The sequence below is a fragment of the Dactylosporangium sp. NPDC000244 genome (assembly GCF_040300725.1).
Classification (GTDB): domain Bacteria; phylum Actinomycetota; class Actinomycetes; order Mycobacteriales; family Micromonosporaceae; genus Dactylosporangium.
Window position 1 is genome coordinate 346,103 of sequence record NZ_JBEPEH010000001.1, and the last position, 16,897, is coordinate 362,999.

The 16,897-nt window shown below is 74.4% G+C and carries 20 protein-coding genes and 1 riboswitch; of the genes, 7 read left to right on the top strand and 13 right to left on the bottom strand.

Translation table 11 applies throughout. The features are described 5' to 3' along the window. Window positions 1–71: 71 nt before the first annotated feature. From ABT369_RS01615 to ABT369_RS01625, 3 genes are read right to left on the bottom strand one after another with little or no spacing between them, the layout of a single operon-like run. Complete coding sequence (locus tag ABT369_RS01615) at window positions 72–326, bottom strand: hypothetical protein (protein ID WP_350609497.1); 255 nt, start codon at window positions 324–326, stop codon at window positions 72–74. 43 nt (window positions 327–369) lie between these two features. After that, on the bottom strand, window positions 370–1,152 hold the full coding sequence (locus ABT369_RS01620) for an SDR family NAD(P)-dependent oxidoreductase (protein WP_350609499.1): 783 nt from the start codon (window positions 1,150–1,152) through the stop codon (window positions 370–372). 31 nt (window positions 1,153–1,183) lie between these two features. Further along, entirely contained in the window at window positions 1,184–1,498 is a 315-nt protein-coding gene (locus tag ABT369_RS01625; protein ID WP_350609501.1) for a DMT family transporter, read from the bottom strand. 21 nt (window positions 1,499–1,519) lie between these two features. After that, window positions 1,520–1,585: riboswitch (guanidine-III (ykkC-III) riboswitch) on the bottom strand. A gap of 52 nt (window positions 1,586–1,637) precedes the next feature. On the opposite strand from ABT369_RS01625, the gene ABT369_RS01630 reads away from it, so the two are divergent. Genes ABT369_RS01630 through ABT369_RS01640 form a run of 3 tightly spaced genes read left to right on the top strand, consistent with a single transcriptional unit; the run spans window position 1,638 to window position 3,347 of the window. After that, on the top strand, window positions 1,638–2,429 hold the full coding sequence (locus ABT369_RS01630) for an SAM-dependent methyltransferase (protein WP_350609503.1): 792 nt from the start codon (window positions 1,638–1,640) through the stop codon (window positions 2,427–2,429). A gap of 36 nt (window positions 2,430–2,465) precedes the next feature. Then, complete coding sequence (locus ABT369_RS01635) at window positions 2,466–2,840, top strand: VOC family protein (protein WP_350609505.1); 375 nt, start codon at window positions 2,466–2,468, stop codon at window positions 2,838–2,840. 12 nt (window positions 2,841–2,852) lie between these two features. Continuing rightward, entirely contained in the window at window positions 2,853–3,347 is a 495-nt protein-coding gene (locus tag ABT369_RS01640) for a YcxB family protein (protein ID WP_350609507.1), read from the top strand. Here the strand turns inward: ABT369_RS01640 and ABT369_RS01645 are convergent. Then, complete coding sequence (locus tag ABT369_RS01645; RefSeq protein ID WP_350609509.1) at window positions 3,344–4,375, bottom strand: fatty acid desaturase family protein; 1,032 nt, start codon at window positions 4,373–4,375, stop codon at window positions 3,344–3,346. The genes ABT369_RS01640 and ABT369_RS01645 overlap by 4 nt on opposite strands. Window positions 4,376–4,477: 102 nt before the next feature. Between ABT369_RS01645 and ABT369_RS01650 the strand changes: the two genes are divergently transcribed. From ABT369_RS01650 to ABT369_RS01660, 3 genes are all read left to right on the top strand, one after another. Next, window positions 4,478–5,785 (top strand): sensor histidine kinase, encoded by a 1,308-nt coding sequence (locus ABT369_RS01650; protein WP_350609511.1) that lies wholly within the window; start codon window positions 4,478–4,480, stop codon window positions 5,783–5,785. After that, the gene (locus ABT369_RS01655) at window positions 5,737–6,372 is read left to right on the top strand and encodes a response regulator transcription factor (RefSeq protein WP_350609513.1); all 636 of its coding nucleotides are present in this window, start codon (window positions 5,737–5,739) and stop codon (window positions 6,370–6,372) included. Before ABT369_RS01650 ends, ABT369_RS01655 begins: the two co-directional genes overlap by 49 nt. Window positions 6,373–6,439: 67 nt before the next feature. Further along, window positions 6,440–7,090 carry an NADPH-dependent F420 reductase gene (locus ABT369_RS01660; RefSeq protein WP_350609515.1) on the top strand — a complete coding sequence of 217 codons (651 nt, stop codon included), beginning with the start codon at window positions 6,440–6,442 and terminating at the stop codon, window positions 7,088–7,090. Here ABT369_RS01660 and ABT369_RS01665 read toward each other — a convergent pair. The 5 genes from ABT369_RS01665 to ABT369_RS01685 are packed head-to-tail and all read right to left on the bottom strand — an operon-like array spanning window position 7,087 to window position 11,418. Continuing rightward, the gene (locus ABT369_RS01665) at window positions 7,087–7,593 is read right to left on the bottom strand and encodes a hypothetical protein (protein WP_350609517.1); all 507 of its coding nucleotides are present in this window, start codon (window positions 7,591–7,593) and stop codon (window positions 7,087–7,089) included. The two genes, ABT369_RS01660 and ABT369_RS01665, sit on opposite strands and share 4 nt — an antisense overlap. After that, window positions 7,590–8,684: an LLM class flavin-dependent oxidoreductase gene (locus ABT369_RS01670; RefSeq protein WP_350609519.1), complete on the bottom strand. Its 1,095-nt coding sequence runs from the start codon at window positions 8,682–8,684 to the stop codon at window positions 7,590–7,592. The genes ABT369_RS01665 and ABT369_RS01670 overlap by 4 nt, the downstream gene beginning before the upstream one ends. Before the next feature lie 33 nt (window positions 8,685–8,717). Further along, the gene (locus ABT369_RS01675; RefSeq protein WP_350609521.1) at window positions 8,718–9,380 is read right to left on the bottom strand and encodes a response regulator; all 663 of its coding nucleotides are present in this window, start codon (window positions 9,378–9,380) and stop codon (window positions 8,718–8,720) included. Next, window positions 9,377–10,597 carry a sensor histidine kinase gene (locus ABT369_RS01680; protein WP_350609523.1) on the bottom strand — a complete coding sequence of 407 codons (1,221 nt, stop codon included), beginning with the start codon at window positions 10,595–10,597 and terminating at the stop codon, window positions 9,377–9,379. The genes ABT369_RS01675 and ABT369_RS01680 overlap by 4 nt, the downstream gene beginning before the upstream one ends. A gap of 17 nt (window positions 10,598–10,614) precedes the next feature. After that, complete coding sequence (locus ABT369_RS01685) at window positions 10,615–11,418, bottom strand: CPBP family intramembrane glutamic endopeptidase (protein WP_502891685.1); 804 nt, start codon at window positions 11,416–11,418, stop codon at window positions 10,615–10,617. Window positions 11,419–11,613: 195 nt separating this feature from the next. Here ABT369_RS01685 and cysS point away from each other — a divergent pair, with 195 nt between their 5' ends. Beyond that, window positions 11,614–13,077, top strand: a complete 1,464-nt coding sequence (cysS, locus tag ABT369_RS01690; protein WP_350609527.1) for a cysteine--tRNA ligase — start codon at window positions 11,614–11,616, stop codon at window positions 13,075–13,077. A gap of 1 nt (window position 13,078) precedes the next feature. Here the strand turns inward: cysS and ABT369_RS01695 are convergent, their stop codons facing one another. From ABT369_RS01695 to ABT369_RS01710, 4 genes are read right to left on the bottom strand one after another with little or no spacing between them, the layout of a single operon-like run. Beyond that, complete coding sequence (locus ABT369_RS01695; protein WP_350609529.1) at window positions 13,079–13,927, bottom strand: acyl-CoA thioesterase; 849 nt, start codon at window positions 13,925–13,927, stop codon at window positions 13,079–13,081. Continuing rightward, entirely contained in the window at window positions 13,920–14,717 is a 798-nt protein-coding gene (locus ABT369_RS01700) for a DUF1295 domain-containing protein (protein WP_350609531.1), read from the bottom strand. Before ABT369_RS01700 ends, ABT369_RS01695 begins: the two co-directional genes overlap by 8 nt. After that, the gene (locus tag ABT369_RS01705; RefSeq protein ID WP_350609533.1) at window positions 14,714–15,586 is read right to left on the bottom strand and encodes an SDR family NAD(P)-dependent oxidoreductase; all 873 of its coding nucleotides are present in this window, start codon (window positions 15,584–15,586) and stop codon (window positions 14,714–14,716) included. The genes ABT369_RS01700 and ABT369_RS01705 overlap by 4 nt, the downstream gene beginning before the upstream one ends. Further along, window positions 15,583–16,782, bottom strand: coding sequence for an acetyl-CoA C-acyltransferase (locus ABT369_RS01710; RefSeq protein ID WP_350609535.1), 1,200 nt, complete (start codon window positions 16,780–16,782; stop codon window positions 15,583–15,585). Before ABT369_RS01710 ends, ABT369_RS01705 begins: the two co-directional genes overlap by 4 nt. Window positions 16,783–16,897: the final 115 nt, after the last annotated feature.

Genomic DNA, 16,897 nt, shown 5'->3' on the forward strand with positions numbered 1-16,897 from the left:
TCCGGCATCCCATGACCTGGTTTCCTAGGACGCGAAACGCGCTGTGACCCTGGCCGTCGGTGCGGCCGCGGCTACCGGGAGTGCCCGACGAGCTCGATGCGGGGGACGGTGTCGTGCGGGAGGCTCGCGTAGTCCCAGGTGACGATGACGTCGAGCTCGCCGCCGAGAGCCCGGTTGAGCAGCTCCTGCAGCAGCACGCCGTCGGGGTCGTGCACGGTGTCGACGGTGTCGTAGCCGCTGCGGTCGGCGTGGTCGTTGCACTCGTCGACGTACCGCATCTCGCGCAGATAGATCACGGCCCGCAGGGGTGGCAGGTTGGTGTCCATGTTCTGTGCATCGCGGCTCGGCGCCGGTTCGCAACAATTCGGGTCAGGGCAGGATCGCGTCGACATATCCGCCGTCGACCCGCACCGCGCCGCCGGTGGTCGCCGAGGCGAGGGGTGAGCTGAGGTACACGACGAGGTTCGCGATCTCCTCGGGCTCGATGAGCCGTTGCAGCAGCGACTGCGGCCGGTGCCGGCGCATGAACTCGCGCTGGGCCTCGTCCCAGGGCAGGTCGCGGTCGACGAGTTCGTACACGAAGTCCTCCACGCCGCCGGTGTGGGTGGGCCCGGCGATCACCGAGTTGACGGTCACCCCGCTGCCGGCGGCCGCCTTGGCGAACCCGCGCGCGACGCCGAGCAGCGCCGTCTTCGACACCCCGTAGTGGATCATCTCGGCCGGGATGGCGACGGCGGAGTCGCTGGCGATGTACTGCACCCGCCCCCACCCGGCCGCGATCATCCCGGGGAGGTAGGCGCGGGTGAGGCGTACGGCGGAGAGCACGTTGGTCTCGAAGTAGCGCCGCCACTCGTCGTCGGTGATCTCCAGCGGCTCCCGGGCCCCGAAGATCCCGAGGTTGTTGACGAGGATGTCGACGGCGGGGAGCGTGTCCAGCACCCGCTGGGTGCCCTCGTCGGTGGCGACGTCACCGGGCACGGCGACGAAGTCCCCGTCGCCGAGCCGGTCCAGGGCCGCGGCGACCGAGTCGTCGCCGCGGCCGTTGACGCCGACGCGGGCGCCGGCCCGTGCGAGCCCGGCGGCGATGGCGGCGCCGATGCCGCGGGTGGATCCGGTGACGAGCGCGGTGCGCCCGGTCAGGTCGATCTGCATCCGACCAATCGTGCCACCGGGTGCTGCCAGGCTAGTGGAAGATCTTGAGGCCGATGACGCCGGCGACGACCAGGATCAGGGACAGCACGCGCAGCACGCCGGCCGGCTCGCCGAGGAAGATCATGCCGGCCAGGGCGGTGCCGGCCGCGCCGATGCCGACCCACACGGCGTAGCCGGTGCCGACCGGGATCGTGCGCAGGGCGTAGCCGAGGCCGGCCATGCTCAGCGCGAGGCCGACGGCGAAGACGACGGTGGGGACGAGACGGGAGAAGCCCGCCGAGCGGCTCAGGGCAATCGCCCAGACGGACTCGAACAGGCCGGAAACGACGAGAACAAGCCAAGCCATGACAACCACACCATGCTTTCGGGCGGTCGTCTTTGCAGGCCGGGTACGACTCCACTCGTCCGGGAGCACCGCGACTGCGGCGTCACGCTCAGTGTAGCGTCTGGCGCCCTCCGGCCGCGATCCATTACCTTCCATGGTGATGGACAGCACCCGGATCGACACGTCGGTGCCGCACCCCGCGCGCCGGTACAGCTACTGGCTCGGCGGCAAGGACCACTTCGCCGCCGATCGGGCGTCGGGGGACGCGATCGCCGCGGCGTTCCCCGCGGTCGTCGAGCTGGCGCGGGCGAACCGGGCGTTCCTGCGCCGTGCGGTGCGGGCCGTGGCCGAGGCCGGGGTGCGGCAGTTCCTCGACATCGGCACCGGGTTGCCGGCCCCGGACAACACGCACGAGGTCGCGCAGGCGGTGGCGCCCGAGTCGCGGGTCGTCTACGTCGACAACGACCCGATCGTGATGATGCACGCCCAGGCGCTGCTCGTCGGCGACCCCCGCGGGCACACGGCCTACCTCGAGGCCGACGTGCGCGACCCGGCGGCGATCCTGCGGCGCAGCGAGCTGGACCTGACCCGGCCGACCGGGCTGCTGCTCGTCGCGGTGCTGCACTTCCTGCACGACGACGAGCAGGTCGAGGGCATCGTCCGCACGCTCGTGGACGCGCTCGCGCCCGGCAGCCACGTGGTGCTCAGCCACGGCACGATGGACTTCTCCGACGCCGAGGGCATCGCGGCGTACGAGAAGATGTTCGCCGCCGGCGGGACCGACGTGCGCGCCCGGAGCCGGGCCACGCTGGAGGGGTACCTCCGCGGCCTGGACATCCTCGAGCCCGGGATCGTGCCCGTGGCCGACTGGCGGCCCGACGACCCGGCGGCCGCCCGGCCCGTCAGCCGCGACCTGGGCATCTACGGCGTGGTGGCCCGCAAGCCGGGGTGATCGTCGCGCGACGGTGCGATCGCTAGGCTGGACGGCATGCAGGTGCGCATCGCCCGCCAGACGCCGCAGTTGGAGACGGTCGTGGCCTTCTACCGCGACGGCCTCGGCCTGCCGGAGATCGGCCGGTTCGAGGACCATGAGGGTTACGACGGGGTGATGCTGGACCTGCCCGGCACCGGCGCGCATCTCGAGTTCACCGCGACCGCGCACGTGGAGCCGCCGAGCCCGCACGTGGAGGACCTGCTGGTGCTCTACCTGGGCTCCCGCGAGGCGGTCGACGCCCTCGTCGCGCGCTCGGGCGCGCCGGTGGTGCCCAGCGCCAACCCGTTCTGGGACCGGGCCGGGGTGACGGTCGCCGACCCGGACGGCTTCCGCGTGGTGCTTGTCGCGGGCCACTGGGCCGCCCGCTGATAGCGTGCTCGGGTGCAGATCCGATTCGATGTGCCGGCCGATCCCGGCTACCCGGGGCGTGTCGCCGCGGTGCTCAGCGCGGCCCGGCTGCGCCGGTTCACCGTGATCGGCGCGTGGCTGCTGGGGCTGGGCGTCGTCGGGGTCGCGCTGGAGCGGGTGGCGGACTGGGGGCGGTCGCTGCACTCGCTCTATCTCGCCCTGATCATCGGCGGGATCCTGTCGATGCTGTATGCGCCCTGGGTCCGGTTCCAGGCCAGGCGCCGTTCGGGCCGGTATGCGGTCGAGGGCGGCTACGACATCACCGACGACAACATCATGATGCGCAGCGGCTCCGAGGAGGGCGGCATCGCGTGGGACGGCGTGTCGCGGGTGACCGAGACGCCGGAGTTCTGGATCGTGTACGTCGGGCGCATCCCCGCCACCGTGATCCCGAAGGCGTTCATGAGCGCGGAGGACGCCGAGACCCTCCGCGCGTTCATGGACCGCAACAACCTGCTCGCGGGCTAGCCGCGGCGCGCCCGGTGCTCGGCGCGGGCGGGGGCGCCGACCTCGTGCAGGAAGGCGAGCGCCTGCCGGTAGGACGCGACGAGCCCCGTCTTGGCGTAGGGCAGGCCGATCTCCGCGCAGTAGGCCTCGACGATCGGCTGGGCCTTGCGCAGGTTGACCGAGGGCATGCCGGGGAACAGGTGGTGCTCGATCTGGTAGTTCAGGCCGCCCATCGCGTGGTCGGCGATCCAGCCCCCGCGCACGTTGCGTGAGGTGAGCACCTGCTTGCGCAGGAAGTCCTCGTCGCCGGTCGGGTGCGGCATCCCCTTGTGGTTCGGGGCGAACGTCATGCCGAGGTACACCCCGAAGATCGCCTGGTGCACGAGCAGGAACGCGAGCGCCTGCAGCGGGGAGAGCACGAGCAGCAGCGCGCTGACGAACGCGACCGCGTGCACGATCAGCAGCGCGGTCTCCAGGCCGCGGCGCTTGACGGTGCCGTTGCGCAGCGCCTTGACGCTGGACACCTTCAGGTCGATCGCGAGCAGGGAGAGCAGCGGGAAGAACAGCCCGGCCTGGTGGCGGGTGATGAAGCCCTTCAGCCCGCGCCGCCCGAACGCCGACTCCGTCGCCCAGATGAGCACCTCGGGCGCGACGTCCGGGTCGAGGTCGTCGTGGTTCGGGTTGTTGTGGTGGCGGGTGTGCTTGTCCATCCACCAGCCGTAGCTCATCCCGATGCCCAGGTTGCCGGCGACGAGCCCGGCCACCTCGCTGGGGCGCTTGGTGCGGAACACCTGCCGGTGGGCCAGGTCGTGGGAAACGAGGGCCAGCTGGGTGAACGCCACCGCGAGGACCGCCGCGGTGGCCAACTGCCACCAGGACTCGCCGATGAGGCCGAACGCGGCCCAGCCGCCGGCGTACAGGAGCGCGACCACGCCGATGCGGACGGCGTAGTAGGCGGGCCGTCGGTGCATCAGCCCCTCGGCGTTGATCCGGCGGGCCAGGGCGGCGAAGTCGCTGCCGGTCGTCGGCCGCGAGATGGTGGCAGTCATGCCTCCATCACAGCGGCGCCGGGGCGCCGCGTCAGGAGCGCTATGTCGTGCGCGGTGGTGGTGCTAGCACCACCTTCAGGTTCGCCGGGCACTATATGACGTGTGGATGTGGCGGCGACCGGTGTGTGGATGGGGCGGCTGGCCCGGCGTGGCGCGGGTGCCGTGCTGGCCGGCCTGGCCTCGGTCGGCCTGGCGCTCACCAATCTGCTGCTGCTGGTGATGGCCCTCGTCGCGCTGGCGCTGGCGCCGGTGCCGTTCCTTGGCCTGGCCCTCGTCCCGTGGGCGATGGCCCTCGTTCGGATGCGAACGGACCTGGAGCGGCGGCGGGCGTGCCGGGCCCGGGTCGTCGTGGCCCGGCCGTACCATCCACCGCCGCCGGGGGCCGTCGCCGGGAGCTGGCCGTACTTCCGGTGGACCGTGACCGACCCGGCCACCTGGCGGGATCTCGCCTGGCTCGCCCCCGGCGCGATCGTCGGCGCCGGGCTCGGGTGCATCGCGGTGCTCATCCCGCTGTACGGGCTGGCCGGCCTGACGCTGACGCCGGTGTGGATCTGGCTCGGCACCGGCTGGTACGGCTACGGCGCCGTGTGGCACCTGCGCGCCCCCGCCGAGGTGCTGATGTGTCTGCCGCAGGGCGCGGTCATCCTGGCTGTCGGCCTCGGCGTGGCGCCCTGGCTGCGCCGGGTCGACGCGCTGTTCGCCCGGCTCTTCCTCGCCCCGACCAAGGCCGCCGAGCTGCGGCTGCGGGTCGCCCAGCTGACGGTCACGCGGGCCGACACGGTCGACGCCCAGGCCGCCGAGCTGCGGCGCATCGAACGCGACCTGCACGACGGCGTCCAGGCCCGGCTCGTCTCCCTGAGCATGATCATCGGGCTGGCCGACACGCTCATGGACCGCGACCCGGCCCAGGCCCACAGGCTGCTCGCCGAGGCCCGGGAGGCCAGCGGCACGGCCCTGGACGAGCTGCGGCACCTCGTGCGCGGCATCCATCCGCCGGTGCTCGCCGAGCGGGGCCTCGCCGGCGCGATCCGCGCCCTGGCGATCAGCCTGCCGCTGCCGATCGCGGTCGTCATCGACCTGCCGGGCCGGCCGGACACGCCGGTGGAGTCCGCGGCGTACTTCGCCGTCGCCGAGGCGCTGACCAACATGATCCGGCACAGCCGCGCCCGCAGCGGATCGGTGTCGATCCAGCACGTCGGCGGCGACCTGACCATGGTCGTCACCGACGACGGCAACGGCGGCGCGGACCCGGCCTGCGGCACCGGTCTGCGCGGGATCGAACGCCGCCTCGCCGCCTTCGACGGCACCATCGCGCTGTCGAGTCCGTCCGGGGGACCCACCGTCATCACCATGGAGTTGCCGTGCGCGTTGTCATCGCCGAGGACCATGCCCTCCTCCGGGACGGACTGACCCGGCTCCTGCAGGCCTTCGACTTCGAGGTCGTCGCCGCCGTCGACAACGGCCCGGCGCTGCTGCCCGCGCTCGCCGAGCACCGCCCCGACGTGGCCGTGATCGACGTGCGCCTGCCCCCGACGTTCACCGACGAGGGCCTGCAGGCGGCCATCGCCGCCCGCGCGGAGATGCCCGGCCTGCCCGTGCTCGTGCTGTCCCAGCACGTCGAGCCGCTCTACGCCCGCGAGCTGCTGAGCACCCCCGCCGGCGGCGTCGGCTACCTGCTCAAGGACCGGGTCTCCAACGTCGACGAGTTCGTCGGCGCCGTGCGCCGCGTGGCCGGCGGGGGCACCGCCATGGACCACGAGGTGATCACGCAGATGCTGGCCCGCCGTGAGCCGCTGGCCGTGCTCACCGCCCGCGAGCGGGAGGTGCTGGGGGAGATGGCCGAGGGCCGCTCCAACGCCGCGATCGCGGCCAAGCTGCGCATCACGGAGAAGGCGGTCAGCAAGCACATCAACAACATCCTCACCAAGCTCGAGCTGCCGCCCTCCGACGACGACAACCGGCGCGTCCTGGCGGTCCTGGCCTACCTGAACGCGTGAGGCGGGCGCCCGGCGTCTGCTGCGTCACACCGGAAATGTGCGGTCCAGCCGATGAGTTGCGGCGAATATGACAACGATCGGACTCATCGGCAGCGGCAACATCGGCGGCACCGTGGCGCGGCTCGCGATCGCCGCCGGCTACGACGTCGTGCTCAGCAACTCGCGCGGGCCCGAGACCCTCGCGGACCTCGTCGCCGAGCTCGGGCCGAAGGCGCGGGCCGCCCGCGCGGCCGACGCCGCGGCCGCCGGTGACATCGTGGTGGTGACGGTGCCGCTGAAGGCCTACCGCGCGGTGCCCGCCGAGCCCCTGGCCGGCAAGGTCGTCATCGACACGAACAACTACTACCCGGCCCGCGACGGCAACCTCGCCGAGCTCGACAGCGGTACCGCCACCTCCAGCGGCCTGCTGCAGGAGCACCTGGGCACCGCGAAGGTCGTGAAGGGCTTCAACAACATCTGGTCGCAGCACCTCGGCGAGCAGGGCCGCCCGGCCGGCGCCGCGGACCGGCCCGCGCTGCCGATCTTCGGCGACGACGCCGCCGCGAAGCGGACCGTGACCGAGTTCCTCGACGCGATCGGCTGGGACGCCGTGGACGGCGGGGACCTGGCCGAGAGCTGGCGCTCGCAGCCGGACACGCCGGTCTACGGCACGCCGTACCGCGAGGGCCCCGCCGACGCCCCCGCGATCCGCGCGCTGCTGGACAAGGCCGAGCGCTAGCGCGTCTGACGCACCGACCCGTCGGCGGAGATGCGGATCTCCGCCTGCGGGGTCGGGTCGGCGCACGACGGTCCCGCGTCCGGGCACGCCCCGCGCGGCCGTACGGTGAGCGACGCGGCGACGGCCATCGGCGCGCCCGGCGGCGTCGACACGTCCACGGTGACCGCCTCCAGCGTCAGCTCGGGGATCGGCGCGTAGCCGTAGCCGGGCGCCGGCCCCGGCTGCTGCACCGCCCCGCACACGGCCGCGGGGTCGCCGGTCGACGGGCACGGCAGCGCGCTCATCGTCCCCGACACCGTCAGCGGCACGTCCAGCTCGTGGCAGCCCCACGACCCGCACACCCGCAGGTGCACCAGCGGCACCCGCTCCGCCACGGCCTCGTCGGCCGAGACCCCGAACCCGCGCATCAGGGCCGCCGAGCCGGCCCCGGAGTGGACCGGGCCGGCGGGCGCGCACCCGCTCATGAACACCGCGGCGAGGGCCGCGAGCAGCAGTCGTCTCACACGGACACAGACGCCGCCGGCGGCTCGGCGGTTCCCGTCGCGCGCAGCAGTGGCAGCAGCCCGCGGCCCTGCCGCTCGACCTCGGCCAGGTAGGGCGTGTCGGAGAGCACGAAGTGGGTGACGCCGAGGTCGCGGTAGCGGCGCAGCGACCGTGCGACGTCGGCCGCGGAGCCGACCAGCCACGTGGTGCCGGCCCCGGCGCCGCCGACCCGGCCCGGCGCCGTGAAGAGGCACTCGTCGAGCACGTCGCCGCGCTCCGCGAGGGCCTGCAGGCGCCCCTGGCCGGTGGCGGCGTCCCAGTTCGCGTCCCGCGCGACGCCGGCCGCGGCCATCCGGGCCACCCGCGCCTCGGCCTCGGCCCAGGCCTCGGCGGCGGTGTCGCGGACCAGCGTGGTGACCCGCAGGCCGAACTCCAGCGGCGGCAGGTCCCGCCCGTGCCGCGCGCCGAGCGCCCGTAGCCGCTCGATCCGCTCGCGCACCCCGTCGAGGGGCTCGCCCCAGAACAGCTGCACGTCCGCCTCGGCCGCCGCGACCCGCTCGGCGGCCTCGGAGGCGCCGCCGAAGTACAGCCGGGGGTGGCGTCCCCGCACGGCGAGGGTGGACCGCTCGACGCTGAAGAACTCGCCGCGGTACGTGACCCGCTCCCGCGTCCACAGCCGCCGTACGACCTGCAGGAACTCGCGTGTGCGGTCGTAGCGGCGGCCCGGGTCGGCCTCGGCGTCGCCGTATTCGGCGAGGGAGTCGCGGCCGGAGACGACGTTGATGAGCACCCGGCCGCCGCTGAGGTGGTCGAGCGTGGCGGCCGCGGCAGCGAACCGGGCCGGATGCCAGTAGCCGGGCCGGACCGCGATCAACGGCCGGAACGTGGTCGTGCGCATCGCGAGCGCCGTGGCGACGGTGAACGTGTCGGGCCGCCCCCACCCGGCGCCGATGAGCGCCCCGCCCCAGCCGTGCGCCTCGACCGCGAGGGCCTGCTCGGTGAGCGTGCCGAGGCTGTTGTGCCCCTCGACCACGTCGTCGCCGCGGTGGCCCGGCCGCACCTCGTTCGGGATGTACCACAGGTATTCGCCCGCCACGTGTTCGCCCGCCATGGCCAAATCATACTAAGCCGATTGGAAAAGCCGCTAGTCGTCGGGGTCGGCGAGGCCGTTGCGGTACGCGTACACGACAGCCTGCACACGGTCGCGCAGGTCCAGCTTCGTGAGGATCCGCGACACGTACGTCTTCACCGTCTCCGCGCTGATCACCAGCGTCGCGGCGATCTCCGCGTTCGACAGGCCCGTCGCGATCAGCCGCAGCACCTCCAGCTCCCGCGGCGCCAGCACGCCGCGCGCGCTCACCAGCGGCTCGGCCGGGCGCACCCGCGTGCCGAAACGTCCGATCAGCTGCCGCGTCACCGCCGGGGCCAGCAGGGAGTCGCCCGCGGCCACGGTGCGCACGCCCGCGACGAGCTGCTGCGGCGTGGCGTCCTTGAGCAGGAAGCCGCTCGCCCCCGCGCGCAGGGCCTGGAACACGTACTCGTCGAGGTTGAACGTCGTCACCACGAGCGTCCTGATCGGCTCGGCGACGCCCGGCCCGGCCAGCTGCCGGGTGGCCTCGATCCCGTCCAGCACCGGCATCCGGATGTCCATCACCACGACGTCCGGGCGCAGCCGCCGGGCGAGGTCGACGGCGGCGCGGCCGTCGCTCGCCTCGCCGACGACCTCCAGATCGTCCTGCGCGTCGAGGATGGTGACGAACCCGGTGCGCACCAGCGCCTGGTCGTCGGCGACGAGTACCCGGGTCATGCGAGCTCTCCAGCGGGGATTCGGGCGGTCACGGTGAAGCCGCCGGCGGGGTCGGGGCCGGCGTCGAGGGAGCCGCCGAAGACCTCGACGCGGTCGCGCAGCCCGTCCAGCCCGCGGCCGGAGCCGCCGACCGGGCGCGCGGGCGTGGTGCCGGGCGCGCTGGTGACGGTGATGCGCACGCCGTCGTCGCGGTGCGCGACCCGCACGACGGTCGGCTGCCCGGCCGCGTACTTCAGCGCGTTCGTCAGCGCCTCCTGCACCACCCGGTAGCCGGCCAGCTCGCGGCCCGAGCCGAGCCCGCCCGGCCGCCCCTCCTCGACCAGCTCCACCGGCTGCCCCGCGGCCCGGGCCCGCGCCACGAGGTCGCCGATCCCGGCCAGGGCCGGCAGGTCCCCGCGCGGCGCGACCCGGTCCGGGTCCAGCACGCCGAGCAGGTCCCGCAGCTCGCCGAGCGCCCGCCGGCCGGTCCCGCTGATCGCCGTCAGGTTCGCCGTGAGCCGCTCCGGGCGGGCCGCGAGGAACTGCGCGGCATCGGCCTGCACCACCATCGCGGTCACGTGGTGGGTGATCACGTCGTGCAGCTCGCGCGCGATCCGGGCCCGTTCCGCGGCGCGGGCGGCCGCCGCCGTGGCCCGCCGCCGCTCGCCCTCGGCGATCCTTCCCCGCCGCACCCACGCCCCCATCGCCCAGCCGCCCGCCACGAGCAGGAAGAAGATCGTGTAGTCCGCCGGCCGCGCGGCCGATCCGGCGGCGTGCAGGGCCGCGGCCAGCCCGGCGTACGCGGCCACCGCGCCCGCGGCGACCCACGCCCGGAACCGCTCCTGGTGCGCGGCCACGCTGTAGAGCGCGACGAGCAGGCCCGCGCCCGCGAACGTGGCGTACCCGCGCAGCTCCTGCACCGCGAACCCGGCCGCCGCCAGCGCGAAGCACGCCGCGGGAAGGCGCCGCCGCCCGGCCAGCGGGAGCGTCTGCGCGAGCATGGCCACCACGGCGAGCGCGTCGAGCGGGCGGTGCGGCAGCTCGCCGAGGCGCGTCCCGGCCCCGGCCAGCTGCGGCACGAAGGCCAGCAGCGCCAGCAGCAGCCCGAAGGCGCCGTCGCGCAGCACCACGCTGCGCGCGCGCCACCAGGCCAGGGCCGCGGCGCCCCGGCGGCCGAGCGGCAGACGCGACACGACCGCAGCGTAGCCGCCGCGGTCGTGGGCGATGTCCTCGGTCATGGCCGCGGGCACAGCCCTCACCCGGCGCCGCCGCGGCGCACGATCAGGCCCTGGCGGTACGCGCGCCGCAGCAGCACCGCGGCGACGGCCCCGCCCGCGACGATCGCGAAGACGCTGCCCTCCGGGCCGAACCCGCCGCCGCTGACGAGGTCCGAGCCGCTCGCCGCCCCGCGCAGCAGGCCGTGCGTGCCGGTGGTGCCCGACACGACCGTGCCGAACAGGCCCGACTCGGCGAAGTTCCAGCCGAGGTGCAGCCCGATCGGCACCCACAGGGAGCGGGTGGCGGTGTACGCGGCGCCGAGCATCAGGCCGGCCTCGGCCGCGATCGCGATCGCGCCCCACACCGTCGCGCCCGGGTTGAGCAGGTGCAGCGCGCCGAACAGCACGCCGGAGACGGCGAGCGCGACCCACGTGCCCAGCCACTGCTCGACGAGCCGGAACAGGGCGCCGCGGAAGAGCAGCTCCTCGGCGACGGCCGCGCCGATCATGGTGCCGAGGGTGGCGGTCGCCGCGCTCACCGAGCCCCAGCCGGCGACGCGGTAGCCGCCGAACAGCGCGATGACGCCGATCGTCACCGCGAAGAGCGCGATGCCGGCGCCCGCCCACCGCAGCACCTGCGGCACCATCCGCGCCGCGGCGATCTCGTCCACCGGGCGCCGCTCGAGCCGGCCGACGATCCATCGGTACAGCAGCAGCCCGCCCGCCGCCGTGAGCGCCCCGCACACGAGGGCCGTGACGGCGTTTCCGGCCGCGGCCGAGTTGACCGCCGCCGACACCACGAGCACGATCGCGAACACCACGAGCATGACGAGCAGGCGCAGCCCGATCCGCCGCGCCGGCACGGTCCTCGTCTCGTTCATCGCAACCCCTTCAGCCGGTGCGCGGCCCGTGCCGCGCTCACATCGACGACGCTATGGCGTGCGAGGGGCCGCGGACGTCACCGCGAGGTGGGCACCGCCGTGTAGCTCGCACGGGGGACAGGGCCGCGGGCACCCGCGGTTGGTACCGTTCGCCTCATGGCCGACGGCGCACCCATCACGCTGTACAACTCGCTCACCCGGCGGGCGGAGCCGCTGCGCCCGCTGGTGCCCGGCGAGGTCGGCGTCTACACGTGCGGCCCCACCGTCTACTCCTACGCGCACCTGGGCAACATGCGGCCGTACGTCTTCAGCGACACCCTGCGGCGCGTGCTGGAGTGGAAGGGCCTGCGGGTGCGCCAGGTCGTCAACATCACCGACGTCGGCCACACGGTCGGCGAGAGCGACCTCGGCGAGGACAAGGTCGAGGCCGCCGCGCGCCGCGAGCTCAAGTCGGTCCGCGAGGTCACCGGCCACTACACCGAGGCCTACCTGCGCGACATCGCGCGGCTCAACGTGCGCACGCCGTCGGACCTGCCGCGGGCCTCCGACTACGTGCCGCAGATGCGCGACTTCGCCCGCGCGCTGGACGAGCGCGGGTACACGTACCGCATCGACAGCGGCCTGTACTTCGACACCGCCCGCTCGCCCGGCTACGGCACCCTCGCCCAGATCTCGATGGAGGGCCAGCGCGAGGGAGCCCGCCTGGAGACCGTGCCCGGCAAGCGCAACAAGGCCGACTTCGCCGTGTGGCGCACCGAGGCGCCCGGCCAGCGGCGGGTCATGCGCTGGGACTCCCCGTGGGGCCCGGGCGTGCCCGGCTGGCACCTCGAGTGCTCGGTCATGAGCATCGACCTGCTGGGCCGGCACTTCGACATCCACACCGGCGGCGTCGACCACCGCGAGATCCACCACGTCAACGAGATCGCGCAGTCCGAGGCGTACCTCGGCGAGGACCGCTCCTGGGTGCCGCTCTGGCTGCACAACGAGTTCGTGCTCCTGCGCAACCGCAAGGTCGCCAAGTCCGAGGGCGGCGCCCCGCTGCTGCAGGACCTCGTCGACGACGGCCTGCATCCGCTGGCCTACCGCTACTTCCTGCTCACCGCCACCTACCGCAGCCAGCTGGAGCTGACGGACGCGGCCGTGCGCGCCGCCTCCAGCACCCTGCGCCGCCTCGCCGGCCGGGCCCAGGCGCTGCGCCCGCTGCCGCAGCTGCCGACGCTGGCGGCGGCCCGGGCCGCGATGACCACGGACGCCGGGCGGGCGGCCCTGGCCCGGCTCGACGAGGCCGTCTCCGAGGACCTGAACACCCCGCGGGCGCTGGCCGACCTGAACACCGTCGTGCGCGGCGACGACCTGCCCGACACGGACCTCGCGGCGCTGCTGGCCGCGGCCGACGCGGTGCTCGGCCTGAGCCTCGGCGAGCTGAACCCGGCCGACCTCGACGGCCGCGCCGACGTGTCCACGGTGGACGACGAGCTGCGCGCGCTGCTGGCCCGGCGGGAGGACGCGCGGCAGCGCCGCGACTGGCCCGAGTCCGACCGCATCCGCGGCGAGATCGCCGACGCCGGCTGGCGCGTGGTCGACACGCCCGAGGGCCCGGTGCTGGAGCAGCTGCGGTAGCTCACGCCAAGGGCGTCGCGACGAGCAGGCCCTCCTGGGTGACCGTGGCGCACAGCTCGCCGGTCCGGTCGTAGACGTGCGCGGTGGCCAGCGAGCGGCCGTGCGAGGCGACCGGCGAGTGCTGGTCGAACAGCAGCCACTCGTCGGCCCGGGGGATGTGGTGCAACCACAGCGCGTGGTCGAGCGACACGGTGTCCCAGGCGTGGTCGTGGTCGCGCTCGCGGCCCAGGCGCAGGCCGTGCGGTACCAGCGCCGCCGACAGCAGCGTGAGATCGGTCGCGTAGCAGAGCACCGCCGCGTGGACGAGCGGATCGGCGGGCAGCGGGCCGGCGGCGCGCATCCACAGCAGCCCGCGCGACGGCGGCCCGTCGGCGCAGGGGGCCACGCGGATCTCGACGGCGCTGAAGCCGCTCCACAGGCCGGTCAGCCCGCCCACGTCGGCGATGCTCTCGTCCAGCGTCGGCGCGTCCCCGGGCCGGCCCGCCTCCGGGGCCGGGGTCTGGTGGGCGACCCCGGCGGCCGGGGTGCCGAACGCGGCCGTCAGGCGCAGGACCGCCTTGCCGTCCTGGAGCAGGTCGACGGCGCGGGTCGTGCGGCTGCGGCCGTCGCGCACGTGCGTGACCTCGAACCGGTTCGCGAGCCCGGAGCGGCCCGGGCGCAGGAACGTGGCGTGCAGCGACTGCGGCACCAGGGGCGCCGGGACGGTCCGCGCGGCGGCGACGAGGGCCTGCGCCGCGAGCTGGCCGCCGAAGACGCGGGGCAGGTCGAGCGCGCCGTTGCGCCCCTCGAACACGGATGCGCCGATCCGCCGGAGGTCCAGCACGTCCAGCAGATCACCGACGTCATGCACGGCGGGGCGGGCGCGGGAAGAAGCCGGAGGTGCGGGCCGCGTACTCGGCGAACTCCGGGCCGCGGGACCGGCTCATCCGCCGCTCCAGCAGCGCCTTGCCGCTCTTGTTCACGAGCATGTGGGTCATCAGCACCGGGCCGATCACGGTGAACAGCCCGGCCCAGTGCGAGCACGCGAGCAGGAACAGGCCCGTCCACACCACGGAGTCGCCGAAGTAGTTCGGGTGCCGCGTCCACGCCCACAGGCCCCGGTCCATCAGCCGGCCGGCGTTGGCGGGGTCACGCTTGAACCGGGCCAGCTGCGCGTCGCCGACCGCCTCGAACGCGAAGCCGACCGCCCACACCACGACACCGGCCCACAGCAGCGCCGGCACCGGCTCGGCGACGTACATGGCCGCCTGGACCGGCAGGGAGACGACCCACATGATGGCGCCCTGCGGCCAGTAGATGGTCCGGATGACGTACGGCACCAGCTTCCCCTGGTTGCGCCGCAGCAGGGCCGCGTACCGCGGGTCCTCGCCCTTGCCCCGGTTGCGCGCGTGGATGTAGACGCCGAGCCGCACGCCCCAGACCGCCGTGAGCGCGAGGGTCACCCAGCGCTGCACCGGGTCGCCGTGCCCGGCGGAGAGCACGAAGGAGACGGCGGCCACCACGACGAAGCCGAGCCCCCACACCGTGTCCACGATGCTCTGCTCCCGGCGCCGCAGCGCGTACGCCATCGTCAGGGCCATCACGAGCGCCACGGCGACGACGGTCGCGCCGAGGTTGATCAGCAACGCGCTGAAGTTCACGGCAGCGTCTCCTCGGCGAAGTCGGCGAAGGCGTCCTGGGCGGTGCGGTACTCGTGCGGCTTCCCGGCCCGGCTGGAGCCGAGCAGCCCGGCCAGCCCCGCGGCGTCCAGCGTGGACGGCACGCGCACGGTGCCCCACTCCACGGCGCTCGTCGCGCGCAGCGAGCCGTTCGCGGCCACGATCACCTCGCCGTTGAGGGTCCCCGCCGGGTCGACGAGCGCGGCGACCACCGGCGCGACCGAGGCCGCCGTCATCGCGTCGCGGAACTGCCCGGCCATCCCGGCGTCGGTCATCTGGGTCGTCGCGTAGGGCAGCAGCACGTTGGTGAACACCCCGCGCGACGCCCCCTCGGCGGCGATGGTCCGCCCGAGCGCGATGACCGCGCCCTTGCTGGCCGCGTACGCCGAGACCGTCGGCTCCCCGTGCAGCCCCGCGGTGCTGGCCACGAGCACGATCCGCCCGCCGCCCGCGCCGCGCAGGTGCCGGGCGGCCGCGGCGGCGACGCCCGCGGTGCCGAGCACGTTGACGGTCTGCACGGCGGCGAAGGCCTCGACCGACGTCTTGTGGAACATCGCCGGCGCGCTCACCGCGGCGCTCGTGACGCAGAAGTCGAGCCGGCCGAAGGCGGACAGGGCCAGCGCGACGAGGTCCTCCCCGGCGTGCGGGTCGGCGACGTCGCTGTAGTCGGCGACGGCGCGCCCGCCGGCCGCGGTGATCTCGGCGACCACCGAGCCGGCCGAGTCGACCTCGCGGTTGCGGTTGTTGACCACGACCGCGGCCCCGAGAGAGGCCAGATGCAGGGCGAAGGCGCGGCCGAGGCCCTTGCCGCCGCCGGTGACGATGCCGGCCCGGCCATCCAACAGCCTCATGCGTCCACCCGCTCGACGAGCACGGCGACCCCGAGGCCCGCGGCCCCGGAGACCGCGGCGACGCCGTAGCGCCCGCCCCGGGCGTGCAGCTCCTCGACGCACTGGCCGAGCAGGATCGCGCCGGTCGCGCCGAACGCGTGGCCCATCGCGATCGTGCCGCCGTTGGGGTTCATGCGCTCCGGCCCGGCGCCGAGGTCCCGCCGGAACTTCAGGCACAGCGCCGAGAACGCCTCCGCGAACTCGAACACGTCGATGTCGCCCGGCGTGAGCCCGGCCCGGGCGATGACCTTCTCGACGGCCTGCTGCCCGGCGGTGAGCATGATGACGGGATCGGTACTGCACGTCGCCGCCGCGACCACGCGCGCCCGCGGCCGCAGCCCGTTGGCCGCCGCGGCCGCGCCGGTGCCGAGCAGCACCAGGGCGGCGGCGTCGGCGATGGCGGGGGAGGTGCCGACGGTGTGCCGGTGCTCGATCGCCCCGGCCTCGGGGTGCGCGGCGAGCGCGATGGCGTCCTGGCCGGACGCGCCCAGCTCGGCGAAGGCGGGAGGCAGCGCGGCCAGGCCCTCGAGCGTGGTGGCGGGCCGGACGAGCTCGTCGCGGGCGAAGCCGTCGACCGGGACGACGGCCCGCTCGTAGAACCCGGCGTCCCACGCGGCCGCGGCCTTCGTCTGGGTCTCGAGGCCGTAGGCGTCGAGCTCCTCGCGCTGCCAACCGTCCAGCGTCGCGTTGAGGTCGGCGGCGATGCCCATGTGCACCGACCCGACCCGGCGGATGGTGGCGGGATCGCTCCACAGCGGGCCCTCGTCGGAGAACATCGGCACCCGCGAGACGCTCTCCACCCCGCCGGCGACGGCGAGGTCGAGGTCGTCGGCGCGGACCCGGGCGGCGGTCTGCGCGACGGCGTCGATGCCGGAGGCGCAGAACCGGTTCAGGCTGACCCCGGGCACATGGTCGCCCCAGCCCGCCAGCAGCGCCGCGGTGCGGGGAAGGTTCGCGCCCTGCTCGCCGTTCTGGCTCGCGAGGCCGAGGGTCACGTCGTCGATGCGGGCCGGGTCGAGCCCGGTGCGCTCGACGAGCGCGTGCTGGAGACGCACGACGAGCTCGGTCGGGCTCAGGTGGTGCAGGGAGCCCTTGGCCGAGCCCTTGCCGCGCGCCGTCCGCAGGTACTCCAAGACGTACACATCGCGTGAGGTCACTCTGTTAGGTGTAGTCTCAAAGCGGGTCCTTGGCAATAGATCACTCAGGTCAGGACGGCTGGACGTTGACGAGCGACTCTGCTTGTTATAGTAAGGAAGCTCGAATGGGAGGTGT

Bases quoted from the DNA above. Each gene is read 5' to 3' on its own strand.
- ABT369_RS01670 (WP_350609519.1), bottom strand. From the start codon at position 8,684: ATGGCGGGCGAACACGTGGCGGGCGAATACCTGTGGTACATCCCGAAC.
- ABT369_RS01680 (WP_350609523.1), bottom strand. From the start codon at position 10,597: ATGACCGAGGACATCGCCCACGACCGCGGCGGCTACGCTGCGGTCGTG.
- ABT369_RS01645 (WP_350609509.1), bottom strand. From the start codon at position 4,375: ATGACTGCCACCATCTCGCGGCCGACGACCGGCAGCGACTTCGCCGCC.
- ABT369_RS01630 (WP_350609503.1), top strand. From the start codon at position 1,638: ATGGACAGCACCCGGATCGACACGTCGGTGCCGCACCCCGCGCGCCGG.
- ABT369_RS01620 (WP_350609499.1), bottom strand. From the start codon at position 1,152: ATGCAGATCGACCTGACCGGGCGCACCGCGCTCGTCACCGGATCCACC.
- ABT369_RS01675 (WP_350609521.1), bottom strand. From the start codon at position 9,380: ATGACCCGGGTACTCGTCGCCGACGACCAGGCGCTGGTGCGCACCGGG.
- cysS (WP_350609527.1), top strand. From the start codon at position 11,614: ATGGCCGACGGCGCACCCATCACGCTGTACAACTCGCTCACCCGGCGG.
- ABT369_RS01625 (WP_350609501.1), bottom strand. From the start codon at position 1,498: ATGGCTTGGCTTGTTCTCGTCGTTTCCGGCCTGTTCGAGTCCGTCTGG.
- ABT369_RS01660 (WP_350609515.1), top strand. From the start codon at position 6,440: ATGACAACGATCGGACTCATCGGCAGCGGCAACATCGGCGGCACCGTG.
- ABT369_RS01635 (WP_350609505.1), top strand. From the start codon at position 2,466: ATGCAGGTGCGCATCGCCCGCCAGACGCCGCAGTTGGAGACGGTCGTG.
- ABT369_RS01615 (WP_350609497.1), bottom strand. From the start codon at position 326: ATGGACACCAACCTGCCACCCCTGCGGGCCGTGATCTATCTGCGCGAG.
- ABT369_RS01705 (WP_350609533.1), bottom strand. From the start codon at position 15,586: ATGAGGCTGTTGGATGGCCGGGCCGGCATCGTCACCGGCGGCGGCAAG.